The organism is Desulfonispora thiosulfatigenes DSM 11270 (genome assembly GCF_900176035.1).
GTDB lineage: Bacteria > Bacillota > Peptococcia > Peptococcales > Desulfonisporaceae > Desulfonispora > Desulfonispora thiosulfatigenes.
Genome location: NZ_FWWT01000018.1, coordinates 25959 through 45879, shown reverse-complemented (window position 1 = coordinate 45879; position 19921 = coordinate 25959). Strand labels below are relative to the sequence as shown.

Here is a 19921-nt window from a genome sequence, read left to right as displayed (position 1 = left end):
AGTTTTAAGAGTTCAGCTTCAAGTCTGTTTAACATGCTCAGTGCTTGTATCAACAGGAGCTGAATCATCTTGGCGTTGTATATTAACAGCCTTACCTGATGAATTCATTTTAGCCCTTCTCCCACGTTTCTTATCTCTTAAGGCATCAGGACCAGCCGCTCTATAATCATTTACCCACCTAGCGATAAGAGCATTATTATTAATCCCTATCGAAAGAGCCAGTTCCTGATAAGATACCTCACTTGTTAAATAAGACTCTACCACACCAAGCTTAAATTCAAAAGAATAAGCTTCGTTCTTTCTTGAACGTTTTAATCCATCATCACCAAGTTCTTCGTAGTAATGTACCCAATTGAGAACTTGTCTTCTGTTTTTTACTCCATATTTTTCTGCTAAAAAAGTATAACCTCCTTCGCCACGTAAATATGCATCTACAACTTTCTTTTTAAACTCATAACTGTATGCAGCCATAAAAATACCGACCTCCAATTGTTAGATTTTTGGTCTAACTTTTGGGGGTCGGTACACCTTGAAGGTGTTTTTTGAATATTAATTATACTCCAGACCAATAAGAACCTAATAATAATACTGATAAGATGAAACCTAAAGGAACGTTAATTGCTACACCTGTAGTAAAAGCTGCAAATGGTTTCCAACCAACAGACGTTAAGTCCTTAAAGCGAGTAGTTAATCCAATACAGAAGAAACAGAAAATAAATGCCCAAGTACGTAAAACTTTAATAGGCGCAATTACATCACTATTTACAATTGATGCAGAATCTGCAGTTACTGATGTTAATAAGAATGTAACTATAGCTGATGTAATAAAGAATCCTAATACAAACTTAGGGAATCTATGCCAAATCTCCATAGCATCTGGTTTAGTTCCATCTTCTCTTTTTTCCCATTTTGTAATTGAAACAATAGCTAAGATAAAGCACCAAATACCTATAAACATATCTCTGCCGACAACTTTCATTAATGTGAATGAACGAATTGCCTGTTCACCGATGGCAGCAGCTGCCGCCATACCTGCAGCATCAGCAAACTCTGAAGTCCCAATCCAAGCACCTGCTGGACCTTCTGCTATGCCCAAAAGCTTAATCAAAAATGGCAAAGTGAAAATCATTACAATCGCCCACACAACTACTAATGAAATAGCAACGGAAACGTGTTTTTGTTCTGCTTTTACCGCACCACCTATAGCAATTGAAGCTGATACTCCACAGATAGATCCACCAGCACCTAAAGTCGCTGCAAATCTTTTATCTAAACCAAATAGTCTAGTACCAGCCCAATAAATTGACATAAACGTAGTTACAGCAATTATTGTTGCCTGACCAAAAGCTACTGGTCCTGATTCTAAAATTAAAGTAAATGGTAATGTTGCTCCTAATAAAACAATACCTGTTTTAACATAAAACTCTGTACGCAAAGATGCATTCATCCAATCAGGTATTTTTACACCGTTACCAATTATTAACCCTAAGGCTAAAGCTACTAGAGGTGCCTCTAAGTTATAAGCTTTAAACCAAGTGTTAGATCCTAAAATTAAAATTACTAGTGACATGATAAAAACTATAATAAATCCTTTTAAGAAATCGCTTACCTTGTGTCCTAAGACTTTGATTGCAATCGCAAATACACCCGCTAAAACTAGGAATAGTAAAATAATATTAGTGAAATTCTCAGCTAAAAATTGACTTACTACAGAAAATTCAGACCATGTTGGAACTTTTACCGCAATAGGTTTAATGGATCCTCCCATTGACCAGAATAGAATTCCTGCAAATACGATTCCAAGACCTAACCAAACTGCCCACCAGTCTTCCTTTTTCCATAAATCGGACCATCCACTACTAGCTTTGGTTTTTTGTAGCTTTTCTTTTCCGTCATCTTCCATATTCTCCATCCCCTTATCAATTGAATAAGTTTTTCTTATGATTCATTTATCATGTTTTTCCAAATTTGATACTACTAATTTTGTTTTTTGTATACATTTTATACCTTTTTTTTAAAAGATATAAAAATGGTCTGGTTGTTATACTAAATATACCCTTGTACAGGCAATTTAATAAACAACCAAACCTATCTATTAGCCAAACTTATATTGTATTCCATAACCTCCACGAGGATTACGCCAATCAATTACATGAGGAGGACATACATAACGACAAGTACCACATTCTACACAGTTTTCATAAGCTATTGTTATTCTTTTTTCTTTTTCATCCCACTCATATACCCTTGCCGGACAAACATAGGTACATGGCTTGTTCACACATACTAGGCATTCATCACGATTAACAATATTTATATGATTATTATCATCAGTTAAATAGCGATTTAAGAATAACTTATCTTCTAATTTTATCATTTTAATACCCTCCATATGTGGTAGAGGTCTTTACCTAATTTCCATTTAGACCTTTCGTCGAAAACATTTTTCATAATAATCTTTTGTTTATCTTTTTTAGATACACTATTTACGGTAAAGAACTCTTTAAGTGCCATACTCATAAACTTTGGATAAGTAGCAAATAAATCTGGGTTTTCTTCAAAATGACTTGATGAGTCTTGATATTTTTGTAAATCCTTAATAACAAACGTTTCTCTTAAACGCTTGTCATAATTTGCAAGACTTTCCTCACTGAAATCGCCTTTGCCAAAAGCGTCTATAATTACTTCTGCGGCTATTTTACCTGAAGTGATTGCTAAGTTTGAACCCTCGCGATGTAGACCGTTTACTAATTGAGCGGCATCACCAACAATTACGACTCCATTTCCATAAAGTTTTGGTATTGCCTTATATCCACCCTCTGGTATCATATGCGCTAAATACTCCTTAGGTTCCCCACCCTCAATTAGAGGCTTAACAGCTGGATGTCTTTTTAGTTTTTCTAATAAATCATTTGGATTTACTCCCTTTTCACTTAGCTGCGAGATTAATGCTCCCACACCTAATGATACACTTTCATTATTAGTATACAAAAAGGCCGTTCCTACCATTCCATTTGTAGTATCACCAAACATATCAATGGTAGCACCCATACCCTTTTCTAAGCCAAAGCGATCTTCAATTTTTTCTTTAGGTAAGGAAATTATTTCTTTTGCATATATCGCAAAATGATTAGCAGGCAAGTGGTTTTTTTGCATACCTAGCGATGCTTGGGTTAAAAGACTATTGGCTCCTTCTGATATAACTACAACATCTGCATAAACATTTCCATTTTCTCTTCCAGTTTTAACTCCAACTACTTTTCCATCTTCTTTAATTATATCCTCTACTACTGTTTCACAAATAAGTAATGCTCCTGCTTTTTTAGCTTCTTCTCCTGCCCATTTATCAAACCTCGCTCTTAAGACAGTAAAAGAATTATAAGGATCTTCCATAAAATCTGCTGTCCTATATCCTATTTTAGTTGCAGCATTATCTGTCATAAACCAATAATTTGTTTCTACTAAAGGTCTTTCTATTGGGGCCTCTTTCCAAAATTCTGGGAACACCCTCGAAGTTGGTTCCCTATAGATAACCCCACCCATAACATTTTTAGATCCAGGATATTCTCCTCTTTCAAAAATAATAACCTTTAAACCAGCCCTTGCCATGGTAATGGCAGCTGAAAGTCCACTTGGTCCTGCTCCAACAACTATTGCATCAAATCTTTCTTGTACCATTTATATCATCCCCCCTAACCTTGAAGCCGTTTTTTGAGCTCTTTTGTTAACTCGGGTACAATCTTTTTTAAATCTCCAACTATACCATAATTAGCAACATTGAAGATAGTAGCATCAGGGTCATTATTTATCGCAACAATTACATCTGAAGTTTGCATGCCTACTAAATGTTGAATAGCACCTGAAATGCCAAGTGCAAAATATATTTTAGGTCTTACTGTTGTACCGGTTTGTCCTACTTGACGACTCTGTTCCATCCATCCTGCTTCAACTGCCGCTCTTGATGCTCCAACAGTTCCACCTAAAACATCTGCTAAATCTTGTAGTATTTTAAAGTTTTCTTTAGATCCTACTCCTTTTCCACCTGAAACAATAATATCTGCTCTATCTAGATATACTAGACCTCCACCTTCAGATACTATTTCTAATATCTTGGTTGCAATATCATCTTCTTGCAGTGTGTTTTTCTCTTCGATAACTTCACCCTTGTTTCCAGGTCTTTTTTCAGGCATAGGCATTACTCTTGGTCTTACCGTAGACATTTGTGGTCTACTTTCTTTACAAACAATAGTTGCCATTACATTTCCCCCAAAAGCAGGGCGGGTTTGTAATAAAAGTCTACTTTCTTGTTCTATAGCTAATTCAGTACAGTCAGCAGTCAAACCAGTTTGTAATTTTGTTGCTACATATCCAGCAAGATCTCTTCCTTGGGTAGTTGCTCCCATTAACATTATTTCTGGCTTATATTTATCTACTAAAGATTCCACACAATGCGAATACGCCTCTGTTCTATAATCCTTTAGCACTGGATCATCTACAAGATAGACTTGGTCTGCACCATATTCAAAAATATCTTTAGTTTTATCTTTTACATCACTTCCAAGTAAAATTCCTGCTAATTTAACTCCTAGGTCATCTGCTAACTTTCTTCCTATACCAAGTAGTTCATATGACACATCTGCTATATCTCCATAACTATGTTCAATGTACACCCATACTCCCTTGTACTTAGAAATCTCACTATTATCAACTTGCTTTTCCTTTATTTTCACATTACAAGATTGTTCTTTACTATTAGGACTACATTTACTTTCCTCAAGATGTAACGCTCTTGCTGGACAAACTCCTACGCACACTCCACAGTCTGTACATTTTTCTGGATCAACTACAGCTATTCCATCCACTAAATCTAAAGCATCAAAGGGACAGGCTTGTACACAAGCTCCACAACCAATACAATTGCTTTTTATAACTTCAACTGCCACGAGAACACCTCCTCTTGATTAATTTGGAATTATATCTAATGGTATTAATTTATCTAAAAGAGTAGCTATTGCTTTTTCACCATTACCTTCCCCACCAGGAATAATTTCGCCCTTTTCTCTTTGTGGAGGAGCAAAAATATTTCTTACCATTGTTGCTGAACCCTTTAAACCTAAATGTTCTATGTCAGCATCTAAATTATCTTTAGTCCACGTTTTATAATCAAAACGAGCAGCTTTAATTAAATTATCTAAGCTAGAATATCTCACATCATTTATATCAGTAATTACAGTAAGTAAGGCTGGTAATTTTGTTTTACTTAATTCCTGACCACCTTTTACTTTGCGAAATACCGAAATGGAATTATCACTAATTTCTTTTATCTCCATAACATATGTTAATTGAGATATGTTTAAACGTGAAGCAATACCTGGTCCAACTTGAGCTGTATCACCATCTATTGCCTGTTTTCCACAAATAATCAAATCAATTTTTTCTTGTTCATTAATTTTTTCAATAGCCTTTGTTAAAGCATAACTTGTAGCTAAACTATCCGCTCCAGCAAAAGCCCTATCTGAAATCAATACCGCCTCATCAGCACCTAAACCAATTGCTTTTTTTAATACTTCTTTTGCTAAAGGTGGACCCATACTTAACACTGTTACTTTACCACCATACTTTTCTTTTAACTGTATAGCAGCTTCGACAGCATGAACATCATATGGGTTCATAATTGATGGAACCCCTTCTCTGATTAAAGTATTTGTTTTAGGGTCTATTTTTACTTCTGTAGTGTCTGGAACCTGCTTTACGCAAACCACATAGTGCATAAATTCCCCTCCCATTTTTAATATAGTTTATACTCTTATTAGAGATTATGCCTTATTTTACGCAAATTATCCTTCAAAAAAAAGGTTTGTTGTCTAGTATGCATCATTTTACCAATATTGTCCATGAATAATGTATAAAAAAAGCCAAGACATTTAAGTCTTGGCAAGTTATAATTTTTAGTCTTGTACTATTTTAGTTAAATCAGCAATAGGTTCTACTAATAGCGTAATTTGTTTTAAAAGTGCTAAACGGTTATTTTTTATTTTTTCATCCTTATCCATAACCATTACATCAGCGAAAAATTTATTAATCGGTTCTTCAAATTTACTAATTACTTGTAATACTTCTTTAAACTTGTGATTTTCTAGAGCCTTTTGTACTACCTCTTGACCTTTTGTTAATACTTGATAAAGCTCTTTTTCGCTATCTTCAACTAAATATTCTTCATTTATTACAATACTTTCAGCCTTTTTAGCTAAATTATTAGCTCGCGTAAATGCAGTTAATAATTTTGTGAATTCCTCAGTACCTTTAATTTCATTTAAAGCTTCTGCTTTCATAACAATATGATTGAGGTGATCATATCCTACTGATATGATAGCTTCAATTACATCATAACGATAATTAGCATCAGTTAAGATATTCCTTACTCTTAATTCAAAGAAATCGTAGATTTTTTTAATTATTTCTTCTGTATTATTGATTTCAAGCTTTTGGGCGTAATTTTCTATAGATCTTGCAATTAAAGTAGTTAGATTTATATCTAATTTTTTTGCTAATAAAATTTTACATATTCCTAGTGCTTGTCTTCTTAATGCATATGGATCTTGAGAACCTGTTGGCTCAATACCAACTAAAAAACATCCTGTTATTGTATCTATTTTATCAGCAATACTAATTAAAGTTCCTTCAATAGTCTCCGGTAAAAAGTCATCAGCATTACGAGGTAAATAATGCTCAAAAATTGCTTTGGCTACTATTTCATTTTCACCAGAGTACAGAGCATATTTCGAACCCATTATTCCTTGTAATTCAGAGAACTCATAAACCATATTAGTTTCTAAGTCAGCCTTAGCTAAATAAGCAGCTCTTAATGCTCTTTTACTTGTTTCTTCGTCAATGTTTAAACTAGCAATTAGGTTTTTAGCGCCTTTTTCAATTCTTTCTACTTTTTCATAAATTGTACCTAACTTTGCTTGGAAAACTACTGTTTTTAATTTTTCTACATAGTCTTCTAATTTTTTCTTTCTATCCTCATCAAAGAAAAACTTAGCATCATCTAAACGTGCTTTTAAAACCTTTTCATTTCCTTGTCTTACAATATCTAAATGTTCGCTATCACCATTACGAACTGTAACAAACATTGGTAATAATTCACCATCTTCTTTTAAAACAGGGAAATATCTTTGATGCTCTTTCATTGGCGTTATAATACATTCTTTAGGAATTTCTAAGTAATCTTTAGAAAACCCACCCACTAATGCTGTCGGATATTCAACTAAATAAACAATTTCATTTAATAAGTTTTCATCAGACTCGACTTTACCCTCAATTGTTTTATTTAATTCAATAATTTGCTCTACAATAAGTTTCTTTCTTTCGGCTTGGTCAACAATTACATAATTATCTTTCATCAGACTAAAATAAGCTGATGCTTCTTTAATCATAATATGATCAGATCCTAGGAAACGGTGCCCTCTAGTAATACGATCACTGTGTATTCCTTCAATTTCAAAAGGAATAATTTCAGTATCAAGTAAAGCAACTAACCATCTAATTGGGCGAGCATAACGAGTTTCTTTATCGCCCCAACGCATAGGCTTAGGAAAATATAAACTTAACGCTAAACCTGGTAACATTTCTTTTAATACTTCATTTGCATCTTTACCTATTTCTTTTCTATTAGCAAAAACATATTGACCATTTGGCGTATCTTTTATTTGTAAATCTTTAGGATCTACACCTTGACCTTTAGCAAATCCTAAAGCAGCTTTACTTAAGTTCCCCTCAGCATCATAGGCGGCCTTTGCTGAAGGGCCTTTAACTTCATCTTCTAAATCTTCTTGTCTGCTATCTAAATCCTTAATTTCTAATACAATCCTTCTAGGAGTTCCATAAGTATTTAATTCTTTATATTTAAGACGTTGTTCCTTTAACTTTTTTTCTGCTAATTCTTTTAATTGTTTTAAGGCAGGAGGCATAAACTTTGCTGGAATTTCTTCTGTACCAATTTCAAAAAGTAAATTTGCCATTTATTTCTCCTCCTTTAAAGAATTTAAGCCTAATTTTTTTCTTTGATTTTCATCCTTAATTAATGGATAACCTATTTTTTCTCTTTGATCAACATAACCTTGAGCACAAACTCTTGCCATATTTCTAACTCTACCAATATAGCCTGTCCTTTGGGTTACGCTAATAGCTCCTCTTGCATCTAAAAGATTAAAGGTATGTGAACATTTTAAAACATAATCATATGCAGGTTGGACTAATCCCCGCTCTATAACTCTCAAAGCTTCTTTTTCATAAGCATTAAATAAGTTAAATAACATTTCTGTATCTGCTACCTCAAAATTATACTCAGAATAATCTACCTCATTTTGATGGTGAACATCTCCATAAGAAATATTCTCTACCCACTCTATATCATAAACACTATCTTTTTTTTGAATAAACATAGCAATACGCTCAATACCATAGGTTATTTCACCAGATACAGGCTTGCAGTCTATACCTCCGCATTGCTGAAAGTAAGTAAATTGGGTGATTTCCATACCATCTAACCAAACTTCCCAGCCTAATCCCCATGCACCTAGAGTAGGGGACTCCCAGTTATCCTCTACAAAACGAATGTCATGTTCTAAAGGATTAATCCCAAGAGCACGTAAGCTATCTAAATATAGTTCTTGAAAATTTTCAGGGGACGGCTTAAGTATTACTTGATATTGATAATAATGTTGTAGCCTATTAGGATTTTCCCCATATCTGCCATCAGTTGGACGTCTAGAAGGTTCTACATAAGCAACATTCCACGGCTCTGGTCCTAGTGACCTTAAAAAAGTAGCTGGATTCATAGTTCCTGCACCTTTTTCCATATCGTAAGGTTGTTGAATAATACAACCATGCTTACCCCAAAAATCGTTTAGGGTCAAAATGATATCTTGAAAGTTCATTTTTTTTCCTCCCAAATTGTTTTATAAATAAAAAGAATAATCCTAAGTATTACTATATTATACATTAAAAAAGGAGGGTTTTACTATGATTAAAAAAATCAATTTTAACGCCTCATTATCACTTGAGATAATTTTCACCTTGCTAATAGTATTATTTATCTTAAGTCTATTAATGGATTTATTTTCTTGAAATATTTATTTACTTTTTCGTAACACTTTTAAGTTTACTACATAACTTAGGGTGTAAGCAAAAACATACACAGAATCTAAAAATATTTCTAAAATTTTTGTAACACTTTCTACCTAAACTCCATATCTTATGGGTGTAAGCAAAAGGTTAGAAAAAATTTTAAAAAAAGTTGTGTCAATTTCATACTAACATTCATATCTTATCACTGTAAGAACACATACATAGAAAGGAGGGCTCGTTCATGTCAGATAGAAGTTGTGGGTTTTTCGGTTCAGACAATTGTGTTTCTAAGTTAATAACTATGGTTATTATCATCATTATCTTATCATGTTTCTGCCAAATATTTGATTAATTAAAAATAAAATACTTATATTAATGAAAATTCACGATTTGAAAGGAGGATTATCATGGGCTGTGGTTTCGGAGGTGCTAACTTTTTTAGTGGTGGTGCATTAGAAGTTATCTTTACTTTATTAATTATATTCTATATCCTTGGTATTTTATTAGAAGCATTTGATTGCTAGATTTTCTTGCTAGTTTTACGCAGTAAAAGATGGCCTTTTCCATTTTTTACTGCTTCTCTTTAAATTATGAAGATTAATACTTTTGCCTAACTCATAAAGTAAAGGAGGCAAGAAATGAGTCGTAAAAAGAAAAAAGATTTCTATGAGGAAAATATATCTACTACTGAAGAAATAACAAACGATATAAACGATTTCTCTGGAGAAATATCAGAAAATACTTTAAATGAGCATAATCTTGAGAATGATAATATTACCCTAGTCGACAACTATTCTGAGCATTATGAAAATTTTTCATCTCAAACTATGAATGAGCCTGAAATGAAGGCTATAAATAATGGAATAAAGTTTCACAAGCCAAACTTGAAATTCAAAAAACCTATATTGAAAAGATCACCTGTTTATCTTTTAACATCTGCAACAAGTAATATAAAAAAAACAGCTGATAGTATTCGTATGGTTGCTAATAGCGTAGATGGAATAGTTAATTCCATTGAGCTTTTAGCCCCAGTTATTAGTTCATTATCTAAAAATAGTGTTCATACTAATGTAGATGAAAATGATTTTGTATCTAATACACCCGATGAGCAAGATTACTCTAGAGATATGGGTAACTTTAATCAAACAACTAAACCGCCTCTAAATCAAGCTAGTTTTACTCAATTCCTAGAAAATCCTCTTGTCCAAAATATGCTAAAAAATTTAGCTAATAATCAAAAACAATAAATTTCCTGCTTTTTCAGTGTCAAATACCTTGCTCGATTCATACTCTGTACGGGGTAAGTAATTAAATTAAAGTTGAAAGGAGGTTATTTCATGAGCTTTTTCGGTAATTGCTTTGGTCGTGATAATAATACCTTATCAATGCTGATAACAATCATTATCATTATCATGCTTATTGGTTGTTTCTGTGCAGAATAAGGATAAATTTTTTTGGGGATAAAGCCTTTATCTTTACCTTTATCCCCACTTTAAACAAAATTCTAAAAATATAAATGATTGTAACAAAATTACTACTTCTTACATACAGTACTAATATAAATTACATAATTAAATCCTTTAACTTGTGTCAGTAATTAAATTTAATTACTGAAGAAAGGAGCAAACATGCACCCTAAAGACTTTATGGAAACTGAGCAAGACTCTCTAATGCACGTAACGACAAAAAGTATTAGAGAAACTTCAAAAAACATTATAACTATCACCGAAAGCTTAGATCATTTAGTTAATTCTATTGAAAAATTGGTTCCGATTATAAGCTCGGTATCACAAGAATACATTAGATCAATAAAAAATAATGAGTTAATTCCTGAAGAACAAACATTAGTTAGTACTAATATTCCCGTTACAATGGATAATAAACCTCAAATATCAACTGAACAAATTAGTGAATTGCTCCAAAACCCATCTTTACAAAGTATTTTGGCATCTTTATCTAAAAAGTAAATTTTAAATCTATTAGTTAGGAAAGGAGAATTTTCTATGGGAATCGGTGGTTGTTTTACCGGTGATGGCAATACCTTAACTATGCTCATAACCTTAATAATTATCATTTTAATTATTAATTGTTTCTGTGAGGCTAAAGCTTAAGTTTACATAGTAAATAGTTCATAGAAGGAGGTGATAAGTAATGAGTGAAAGATGTGGATTTAACTTTGGAAGTGGCAATGAATGCACTTGGATTGTATGGTTAGCTATAGCTATTTTATTCTTCTGGTTCATTTGTAACTGCTGTTGCTAATACTCTGTTAGAAAGTAACTAAAATAAATTAGTAGGGAGGAATTATAATGGTTGAAGATTTAGGTTGTGGTTTCGGTGGTAACAAAGGTGGCTGCGGTGGCGGATGGTTTGGTGGAGAAAGCTGGACTTGGATTATCTTAATTATTTTATTCTTCGTATTTATTTGCTGCTGCTGCTAATACTAGCAAATATAGGGCTTCCTCAAACTTATGAGGAAGTCTTTTTTAATATATATATGCAGATATAAAAAAAATAGGCTAAATTAATAGCCTATTTCTTATTTATTTTTGCCCACTCATTAAGTTTAAAAGCAATTGTTGTAACTTTTGTTTACTTTCTTCTGGATTACCATCGCCATTTTCAATACCTGCAATAGCTTCATTTATAACATTTTTGTATTCCTCAGGCAAAAATGCTTCAATACCTTTTAACATATTCTTTACATCTTCAATTGAGTTTGGTAATTCTGGCTGATTCAAGCTTCACATCCCCCTTCTACTGAATCTTCTGCATCTACCTCATCGTCATTACTCATTACAGGGAAAAGGTTATCCTCTTCTTCCTTTTCTTCTTCAGAGAATGCTTTACCAAAACCACGTGATCCACCAAATAAAATAGCTAAAAGCAGAACGATAATAACAATTGTAATTAAACCTTCCACGTTATTATCTTCATTAAAAAAACCTTTCACTTAAAACTCACCTCCTAAATTCGTATAAAATCCTTAGACAATTAATCCTATGCATGAAAATCCCAAATGTGATTAATATTTTCTAAAATTAACTGTAATATTTATCTATTAAACTGATATTAATATTGCATAGGGATATTTAAGGAGGTGAAGATATGCACCGTACTATAAAAGCTAGACCAGTAGAATTTCAAGCAAGTGATGAAAATATAGAAAAAAACGCATCAGACAATAGAGATATTAATAATCAAGAGTATAGAGGTGAGGATGGCTCAAGGAAAACAACTCAGGAACCCCGATCGTTTTTTATGCCCCTTGCTAATGTTAAGCAAATTTGTAATCAAGTTAGATCTTTAGCTGATAGTGTAGACGAACTACTAGATGCCCTTGACACTGTTGTCCCTGTGGTTACTAAGGCTTCTACCTCTTTTCGCAAAATGACTTCTTATCAGGAAGAAAAAACAGAAGCTAAACCAGCTGCACCTAAAAATACAGAAAATCACGATTATAATGATAATTATTATAGCTTAAAAGACACACAGTCTTATAATAATTCTTTTAATCAATCTTTTAGTGAAGCGTATAATGATTCTAATGAAAATTCAGATTCTGATCATGATGCAAATTCTAATCCTGAAATGAAATCAGCTTCACCTGGCCTATCTTCTAAGGAAGATTTAATGAAATTATTACAAAATCCATTAGTTCAAAATGTGTTATCAAACTTAAACAAGAAAAATGCATAAAATATCCCCTTACAGTAGTTTGTTTTTTCTACTATAAGGGGATAAACTTTTATATTCTTATTTAACGCTTGCCAACCTTGCCTTTTTATCTTTCATGTACCTATCATATAAAACAGAAGCAATCACACTTAAAGCTAAAATACCAAAGATAATTCCTATACTAAGGACAATTGGTATCTCTATATGGAAATACAGAATGGCTAATTTCACCCCTGTAAAGGTTAGGATCATGGCTACCCCTTGTTTCACAAATCTAAAGGCTCCACTAACTTTTTCCAAGACAAAATACATGCTTCTTAATCCCATAATAGCAAAAATATTAGATGAGTAAATAATAAAAGGATCTTTAGTTATTGAGAAAATGGCTGGTATCGAATCAATCGCAAAAATTACATCTGACCCTTCTATCACAAGTAGAATTGCGAATAAAGGGGTAGCATGAAGTATGCCATTTTTCTTCACAAAAAACTTTTGCCCCTCTAATTTATGAGTAAAGGGGATAAATTTACCAATGAACTTAATTAATTTAGAGTTTCGAAAATCCTTTTCCTTTTCTTTTTGTACCAAAACTTTAATACCTGTCACAATTAAAATTATACCAAAAATATACATAATACTATGGAAACGATTTACTACTGCAACCCCTAAAACTACGAAAATAAGTCTTAAAACAATAGCTCCAAAAATTCCATAATTTAAAACCCTATGTTGATATTTAGACTCAAGTCCAAAACTACTAAAAATAACTAAAAACAAAAATAAATTATCAATAGATAAACTTTGCTCAATTATATACCCACCTAAAAACTCAAGTGCCTTTTGAGGACCCATAAAAAAATAAATCCCCAGGTTGAAAATTAACGCTGCCCCAACCCAAAAGGCAACCCAAGATAAATCTTTTTTAGTTGACATTTAAAATCCCCTTCCAATTATTAATTTAACCAAAAATAATATATTCAAACTAATAATAACCTTTTCTTTTTTCACCCCTTTTATTCTTTACCTATTTTAGGGCTTGTCTTTTTTCATAAAAAAAGACTTTTAACATAACCCCAAAATGGATTATGTTAAAAGTCTCGTTAACCATACAGGTTACAAGGCCAGATGCTTTTTTCACACCATGATGTTGACCTTGTATTTATAACTACTCCCTTTTAACCATTAAAACAATAATACCACTAACCTTGTAAAAATGTCAATAATTTTAATCTTTATTTGAACCTTATGCCATTAGTTTGGCACTTTTAGCTTCTCTTACTCTTTCGCTTTTATCCAAATATTTCTTTCTTAATCTAATGCTCTCTGGAGTTACTTCTAAATATTCATCGTCACCAGCATAACTTATTGCTTCTTCTAAACTTAAGATGCGTGGAGCTTTAAGTTTTACTGTATCGTCTTTTCCAGATGTTCTCATGTTAGTTAAGTTTTTGTGTTTACAAATATTAACTTCCATATCTTGTTCTCTACTATTTTCCCCTACTACCATACCTTCATAAACATCTGTTCCAGCTGAAATAAATAAAGTTCCTCTTTCTTCGGCAGCAACTAAACCATAATTTGAAGCAGTTCCTGTTTCAAAAGCAATTAAAACGCCATTTCTTCTACTAGTTATTTCACCTTTGTAAGGTTTATATTCATCAAAACTATGATTTAGTATTCCATAACCCCTAGTATCAGTTAAGAATTCATTTCTAAACCCTACTAAACCACGAGCTGGAATTGAATATTCTACTCTTACTTCTCCATTGATATTATTCATGTTTACTAATTCGCCTTTTCTAATTCCTATCTTTTCCATAACAGTTCCTAAATATTCCTCTGGAACATCAATGGTTAAGTTTTCAAAAGGCTCCATTTTAACGCCATCAAGTTTTTTAAATATTACTTGTGGTTTTGATACTTGGAACTCATATCCTTCTCTTCTCATGTTTTCGATTAGAATTGATAAATGAAGTTCTCCACGACCTGCTACTAAGAATATTTCTGGCCTATCTGTTTCAGAAACCTTTAAAGAAACATCTGTTTCCATTTCTTTCATAAGTCTTGCACCAAGTTTTCTAGCTGTAATAGGATCTCCTTCTTTTCCCGCAAAAGGAGAATTATTAACAATAAAACTCATTTGTAAAGTAGGCTCGTCTATTTTAATAAAATCTAAAGCTTCTACACATTCAGGACTACAAACTGTTTCTCCTACATTTAAGTCACCCATTCCACTTACCGCAACAATTTCCCCAACACTTGCTTCTTGAATTTCTACTCTTTTTAAACCTTCAAAGCCATATAATTTACTAATCCTTAAAGTTTCCACTTTTCCGTCTCTTTTCATGATTGAAGCCATCGTACCATTTTTAATAGTACCTCTTTTAATTACCCCAATCCCAATACGACCTAGGTAATCACTATAATCTAGTAGCGTAACTTGCATCTGTAACGGTGCTTCTAACTCACCACTTGGACATGGTATATGTTTAATAATTGTATTAAATAAAGGAACAATATCCTCACCAACACTATCAATTGTTTCTCCAGCTATCCCTCTTAAACCAGAAGCATAAATAACAGGAAACTCTATTTGATCTTCATTTGCACCAAGGTCAATAAATAAATCTAAAACTTCATCTACTACACCTTCTACACGAGCATTTTCTCTATCTATTTTATTAACTACTAAAATTGGCACTAAATTTTGCTCTAAAGCTTTCTTTAAAACAAATTTAGTCTGTGGCATACATCCTTCAAATGCATCTACAACTAATACAACTCCATCAACCATTTTCATGATACGTTCTACTTCTCCACCAAAATCGGCATGACCTGGTGTATCAATAATATTTATTTTATATCCTTCATAACTAATTGAAGTGTTTTTAGCTAATATCGTTATGCCTCTTTCTTTTTCTAGATCATTCGAGTCCATTACTCTTTCAGTTACCTTTTCATTTTCCCTATAAATACCTGATTGAGATAATAACTGATCTACTAAGGTTGTTTTACCGTGGTCAACGTGGGCTATTATGGCAATATTTCTAATTTTTTCCTTTATCACTAATGCTCCCCCTTTAAAAAACTTACTTATGTATTTTAGTACTAATAAAGCATAAATACAAGTTATCCTTTTATAAATCTGCATTTTTTTACAAAAAAAAATGCCGCTCATTATAAGCGGCATTTTACTATTTTACAATCTTGTCCAATTTTTTTTCTAAATTGATTAAGTTCTCACCTTCATAATCTTCAATATTACCACCATCTGAAAGCTCTGCAAACTTTACATCTAATGGGAACTTTCCTAATAATTCTACACCCATTGTATCACAAGTTTCTTGCACATTACTTTTTCCAAAAACATTAATACTTGTGTTGCAATCTGGACATAGTAAATAGCTCATATTTTCCACTACACCCAAAATAGGGATATTCATTTTTTCAACCATTTTAATTGCTTTTCTAACTACCATATTAGCTAAGTCTTGTGGAGAAGAAACTATTAAAACTTGCTCTACTGGAAGTGATTGTAAGACAGTTAAAGGAGCATCGCCAGTTCCAGGTGGTAGGTCAACTATTAAATAATCTAGTTCATCCCATAATATTTCATCCCAAAATTGTTGGATTACTCCGGAAATTACAGGCCCTCTCCAAATAACAGGTTCATCTTCATTTGGTAATAATAGATTCATAGACATAACCTTAATACCTAATTTACTTTCAATAGGCAATACGCCTTTTTCATTTTGCTTAGGTTGTCCTTTTATCCCAAATAGTTTTGGGATACTAGGACCTGTGATATCAGCATCTAATATCCCTACTTTATGTCCTTGTCTTTTTAAAGCCATCGCTAATAGTCCTGTAAAGGAAGATTTACCTACTCCACCCTTACCACTCATTACAGCAATAACGTGTTTAATCTTATTAAAATCTTTAGCTTTTACTTCTGGCTGAGATCCACAGCTTCCGGAACATCCACAACTACTTTGTGCCTCAGGGCTACATCCGTTTTGTTCTGACATCTAAATCACTCCTTAAATTATTTTAATCTGTGTACAGTTTTTTCATTACATTTAGGACAGTCCATATCCTTTCCCTTTATACCATTACCAAAAGGGACTTCAAAAACAAACTTACATGAATGACATTCAAAATGGCGCATTGCGACTTGATAATTACCACCTTCAAACTTGATAATCTTGCCTTCAATTAAAGCATTTGCTATTTTCTTTCTTGCAATACCTAAAATTCTTTGAAATGTAGGTCTAGAAACTTCCATTTTCACAGCACACTCTTCCTGCTCTAGCGATTCTAAATCCTTTAATCTAATAGCTTCGATTTCTTCAAAGGTTAAAACAACTTCTTCAAAAACTTTATTAGTAGTTTTACAAGGTCTAAACATCGTAACCTCAGGTATAAATTCAATTCTTCTTTCTTTAGTAGGTCTAGCCATTTTTCCTCCCCTTACATGCTCATCATTATATATATTCTAGTATCAATTAAAGCATATGACAACAACCAAAACAACTTTAGCTACAAAGTTTTATCCACAATTAAAAAAATCGGCTCTTAGCCGATTAGTTAATACCAGAATATAATTTATACAAAAGTCTATTAAAGGTTTCTAATTCATCATTTGGAATGCATTTTAAAATATCTACCAGATACTCATCATGCTTTGCTACCGTTATATCATATAGTTCTTTGCCTTTAACTGTTAAGGTTACCTTAGAAACTCTTCGATCAATTGTATCTTGAACCTTTTGCACCAAACCTTTTTCTTCCATTCTCCCGATTACTGAAGTTATATTTGAATTCACGCATGATGTTTTTCGACTAAGTTCTGACATAGGAGTGGATTCTTCTATTGAAAGATTACGCAAAATAATGAATTGACTTGGTGTGGTGTCATATTTACGCAAGTCATCCTCTACAACCCTTTGCATTTTGCCAAAAGTTTTTCGAAATAACATCCAAGTCTCTAATTCTTTACCTAAAGCCATACATTCCCCCCCTTTTTTATTTGTATATGAATCTATTATACAATAAAAATAAACTCATTTCAGTCTAATATTCTGAAAATTCATAGTATTGTCAATTAAACCTTCTTATTCGAATAATTTTAATATTTTAATAATATGTATAAATGACCTGTGAAAATTTTCATGTTCTATTCTTTAAAGTTTTGAATTACTTATTAATATACTAAAGTTTAGGAGAATATATATGAATTCAATTATTTTTAATGGTTTTGTTGCTGGAATAGCAACATTGATTGGCTCCTTTTTTGTATTAGCCTTAGGCACCCCTAGTCATAAGTTCTTTTCATTTATGCTTGGTCTTGCTACAGGTGTCATGTTAACTGTAACCATAGTTGATTTAGTTCCTTCTGCTTATTATGTGAGTAATTTAACTATTACTCTAACCGGTTTTCTCCTTGGTTTACTATTATTAGCTTTACTAGATAAACTCATAACCAATTTTCCACCTATAAAAAGAATTATAAATAAAAAAGAAGGATATTTTTTGAAAATGGGATACTTGATTGCAATTGGCATAGCCTTACATGATTTACCGGAAGGAATAGCTATTGCGGTAGGTTATAGTGCGACCGATAATTTAGGTTTAATTATTGTCCTAGCTATTGGCATACATAATATTCCTGAAGGAATGGCTACCACAGTTCCTCTTAAAATAGCAGGTATGAAAAATCGCAATATTTTACTCATTATATTTTTGATAAGTTTAGTAACACCCCTAGGTGCATACTTAGGTTTAGTCTTAGTTTCAATTTCCCCAAAATTAATTGGACTTTTGTTAGCTTTGGCTGGTGGTGCCATGACATTTATAGTTAGTAGTGAATTATGGCCTGAAGCATCAAAATATAATTTAGCATTTTCATACTTTGGTGCTATTCTAGGAATATTAATAATTATTGCATCTACTATTCTAATATAATTTATTTTAATACATACATATTTCAATACATATTTTATAGGTTAATAGCAAAAACTATCCTAGCATTAGCTGGGAGGTAACTTGATGAGAATAGCTTTATTGATTTTAATTGGACTTGTCACTGGTTTAATTAATGGCTTATTAGGAATTGGGGGAGGATCATTTTTAATTCCTATGCTTATTTTTATCTTAGGAATAGAGCAACATATAGCTCACGGTACTTCATTAACAATCATTTTACCAACTGCATTTACAAGTGCCGTAGTTTATTATCTTAATAGTAATCTTGATTTAAAGTTAGCTTTTAATGTCGCTATCGGTGCTATGATCGGAGCTTACATAGGTGCAAAATTAATGAATAAACTTCCAAGTGATACTCTACGCAAGGTTTTTAGTGTTTTCATTATAATTGCCGGACTAAGGATGGTGATTTAATTGCTAATCCTAATTGGTCTTATAATGGGAATTATGAGCGGAATGGCTATGGGTGGGGGGATTTTATTAGTTCCTGCCCTTGTATTCTTCGTTGGTACGGAGCAGCATGTAGCTCAAGGGGTTTGCCTAGCTACCTTTATCCCAACTGCTATAGTTGCAGTTACAACTCATGCTCGCCAAGGTAATGTTAATTTTAAATTAGCGTTATATATTATTATAGGTAGTGTCATTGGTGCCTTAATTGGGTCAAATCTAGCTAGTTCGTTTTCCAGCGTAGCCTTAAAAAAAATATTTGGGGTTTTCTTAGTAGGTATCGGTATTTATCAATTTATCGCAAAACCTAAAATAAAGACAGATTTAAAATCAAAACATAATACAATAAAATAGGTTTGCGCAAAAAGAATGGAATACTTCCTTTTTGCACAAACCTTTTAAATACAATAATTTTAATTCAAATATCTTATAACTACTTGTTTCTCTTAGTACCATTATACATAAAAGCTTTGGGATCCATTTTGAAAAACGTTCCTTTGTCTATCCCGATTTCCCTACCACAAGGACATTTTATTTTAGTTTCTTCAATAACTACATCAGCATAATAATTCTTGATTCTAGCTTTATGGCACCGCAAAACTTCACCTTGACCGATTTTATCATATTTCCATAACTTTTTCTTACATGCTGAACATCTAATCACTAACATATTGTTCTC

General features: G+C 32.5%; 23 protein-coding genes. 7 read left to right on the top strand and 16 right to left on the bottom strand.

The genetic code is table 11. The features are described 5' to 3' along the window. Nucleotides 1-18 precede the first annotated feature (18 nt). From B8965_RS07670 to glyQ, 8 genes are all read right to left on the bottom strand, one after another. The gene (locus B8965_RS07670; protein ID WP_084053345.1) at nt 19-471 is read right to left on the bottom strand and encodes a helix-turn-helix domain-containing protein; all 453 of its coding nucleotides are present in this window, start codon (nt 469-471) and stop codon (nt 19-21) included. Between the two features lie 82 nt (nt 472-553). Further along, entirely contained in the window at nt 554-1903 is a 1350-nt protein-coding gene (locus B8965_RS07665; RefSeq protein ID WP_144015885.1) for a YeiH family protein, read from the bottom strand. 192 nt (nt 1904-2095) lie between these two features. Further along, nucleotides 2096-2377 carry a ferredoxin family protein gene (locus tag B8965_RS07660; RefSeq protein WP_242941957.1) on the bottom strand — a complete coding sequence of 94 codons (282 nt, stop codon included), beginning with the start codon at nt 2375-2377 and terminating at the stop codon, nt 2096-2098. Next, the gene (locus B8965_RS07655; RefSeq protein ID WP_084053341.1) at nt 2374-3678 is read right to left on the bottom strand and encodes an FAD-dependent oxidoreductase; all 1305 of its coding nucleotides are present in this window, start codon (nt 3676-3678) and stop codon (nt 2374-2376) included. The genes B8965_RS07660 and B8965_RS07655 overlap by 4 nt, the downstream gene beginning before the upstream one ends. Nucleotides 3679-3692: 14 nt before the next feature. Continuing rightward, nucleotides 3693-4943 (bottom strand): FAD-binding protein, encoded by a 1251-nt coding sequence (locus tag B8965_RS07650; RefSeq protein ID WP_084053339.1) that lies wholly within the window; start codon nt 4941-4943, stop codon nt 3693-3695. Nucleotides 4944-4961: 18 nt separating this feature from the next. Then, nucleotides 4962-5771 (bottom strand): electron transfer flavoprotein subunit beta/FixA family protein, encoded by an 810-nt coding sequence (locus B8965_RS07645; RefSeq protein ID WP_084053337.1) that lies wholly within the window; start codon nt 5769-5771, stop codon nt 4962-4964. Nucleotides 5772-5948: 177 nt separating this feature from the next. Beyond that, complete coding sequence (gene glyS / locus B8965_RS07640) at nt 5949-8024, bottom strand: glycine--tRNA ligase subunit beta (RefSeq protein ID WP_084053335.1); 2076 nt, start codon at nt 8022-8024, stop codon at nt 5949-5951. Next, nucleotides 8025-8942, bottom strand: coding sequence for a glycine--tRNA ligase subunit alpha (gene glyQ / locus B8965_RS07635; protein WP_084053333.1), 918 nt, complete (start codon nt 8940-8942; stop codon nt 8025-8027). It lies immediately after the preceding gene. An 828-nt stretch (nt 8943-9770) separates the two neighbouring features. Between glyQ and B8965_RS07630 the strand changes: the two genes are divergently transcribed. From B8965_RS07630 to B8965_RS12960, 3 genes are all read left to right on the top strand, one after another. After that, on the top strand, nt 9771-10379 hold the full coding sequence (locus B8965_RS07630; protein WP_084053331.1) for a hypothetical protein: 609 nt from the start codon (nt 9771-9773) through the stop codon (nt 10377-10379). 399 nt (nt 10380-10778) lie between these two features. After that, entirely contained in the window at nt 10779-11099 is a 321-nt protein-coding gene (locus tag B8965_RS07625) for a hypothetical protein (protein WP_144015884.1), read from the top strand. A 342-nt stretch (nt 11100-11441) separates the two neighbouring features. Continuing rightward, nucleotides 11442-11573 carry a sporulation protein YjcZ gene (locus B8965_RS12960; RefSeq protein ID WP_144015883.1) on the top strand — a complete coding sequence of 44 codons (132 nt, stop codon included), beginning with the start codon at nt 11442-11444 and terminating at the stop codon, nt 11571-11573. Between the two features lie 102 nt (nt 11574-11675). Here B8965_RS12960 and B8965_RS07620 read toward each other — a convergent pair whose 3' ends face one another. Together B8965_RS07620 and B8965_RS07615 are read right to left on the bottom strand one after the other, a co-directional pair. Further along, complete coding sequence (locus B8965_RS07620; RefSeq protein ID WP_084053327.1) at nt 11676-11873, bottom strand: hypothetical protein; 198 nt, start codon at nt 11871-11873, stop codon at nt 11676-11678. Next, the gene (locus tag B8965_RS07615) at nt 11870-12085 is read right to left on the bottom strand and encodes a hypothetical protein (RefSeq protein WP_084053325.1); all 216 of its coding nucleotides are present in this window, start codon (nt 12083-12085) and stop codon (nt 11870-11872) included. The genes B8965_RS07620 and B8965_RS07615 overlap by 4 nt, the downstream gene beginning before the upstream one ends. Nucleotides 12086-12240: 155 nt before the next feature. Here B8965_RS07615 and B8965_RS07610 point away from each other — a divergent pair, with 155 nt between their 5' ends. After that, a complete protein-coding gene (locus B8965_RS07610; protein ID WP_084053323.1) occupies nt 12241-12831 on the top strand; it encodes a hypothetical protein in 591 nt (196 codons plus the stop codon). Between the two features lie 57 nt (nt 12832-12888). Here B8965_RS07610 and B8965_RS07605 read toward each other — a convergent pair whose 3' ends face one another. The 5 genes from B8965_RS07605 to B8965_RS07585 all read right to left on the bottom strand — a co-directional run bounded on the left by B8965_RS07605 (nt 12889) and on the right by B8965_RS07585 (nt 17819). Next, nucleotides 12889-13743, bottom strand: coding sequence for a TerC/Alx family metal homeostasis membrane protein (locus B8965_RS07605; protein WP_084053321.1), 855 nt, complete (start codon nt 13741-13743; stop codon nt 12889-12891). Between the two features lie 310 nt (nt 13744-14053). Further along, the gene (gene typA / locus B8965_RS07600) at nt 14054-15877 is read right to left on the bottom strand and encodes a translational GTPase TypA (RefSeq protein ID WP_242941956.1); all 1824 of its coding nucleotides are present in this window, start codon (nt 15875-15877) and stop codon (nt 14054-14056) included. Between the two features lie 127 nt (nt 15878-16004). Continuing rightward, nucleotides 16005-16838, bottom strand: coding sequence for an Mrp/NBP35 family ATP-binding protein (locus tag B8965_RS07595; RefSeq protein ID WP_084053319.1), 834 nt, complete (start codon nt 16836-16838; stop codon nt 16005-16007). A 17-nt stretch (nt 16839-16855) separates the two neighbouring features. After that, nucleotides 16856-17269: a DUF134 domain-containing protein gene (locus B8965_RS07590; protein WP_084053317.1), complete on the bottom strand. Its 414-nt coding sequence runs from the start codon at nt 17267-17269 to the stop codon at nt 16856-16858. A 124-nt stretch (nt 17270-17393) separates the two neighbouring features. Continuing rightward, on the bottom strand, nt 17394-17819 hold the full coding sequence (locus tag B8965_RS07585; RefSeq protein ID WP_084053315.1) for a MarR family winged helix-turn-helix transcriptional regulator: 426 nt from the start codon (nt 17817-17819) through the stop codon (nt 17394-17396). 223 nt (nt 17820-18042) lie between these two features. Here B8965_RS07585 and B8965_RS07580 point away from each other — a divergent pair, with 223 nt between their 5' ends. The 3 genes from B8965_RS07580 to B8965_RS12605 all read left to right on the top strand — a co-directional run bounded on the left by B8965_RS07580 (nt 18043) and on the right by B8965_RS12605 (nt 19596). Next, complete coding sequence (locus B8965_RS07580) at nt 18043-18774, top strand: ZIP family metal transporter (protein ID WP_084053313.1); 732 nt, start codon at nt 18043-18045, stop codon at nt 18772-18774. An 84-nt stretch (nt 18775-18858) separates the two neighbouring features. Beyond that, nucleotides 18859-19209 (top strand): sulfite exporter TauE/SafE family protein, encoded by a 351-nt coding sequence (locus tag B8965_RS12610; protein WP_084053311.1) that lies wholly within the window; start codon nt 18859-18861, stop codon nt 19207-19209. After that, nucleotides 19210-19596, top strand: a complete 387-nt coding sequence (locus tag B8965_RS12605) for a sulfite exporter TauE/SafE family protein (protein ID WP_278336345.1) — start codon at nt 19210-19212, stop codon at nt 19594-19596. A 79-nt stretch (nt 19597-19675) separates the two neighbouring features. Here the strand turns inward: B8965_RS12605 and B8965_RS07565 are convergent, their stop codons facing one another. Next, nucleotides 19676-19912, bottom strand: a complete 237-nt coding sequence (locus B8965_RS07565; protein ID WP_084053309.1) for a hypothetical protein — start codon at nt 19910-19912, stop codon at nt 19676-19678. Nucleotides 19913-19921: the final 9 nt, after the last annotated feature.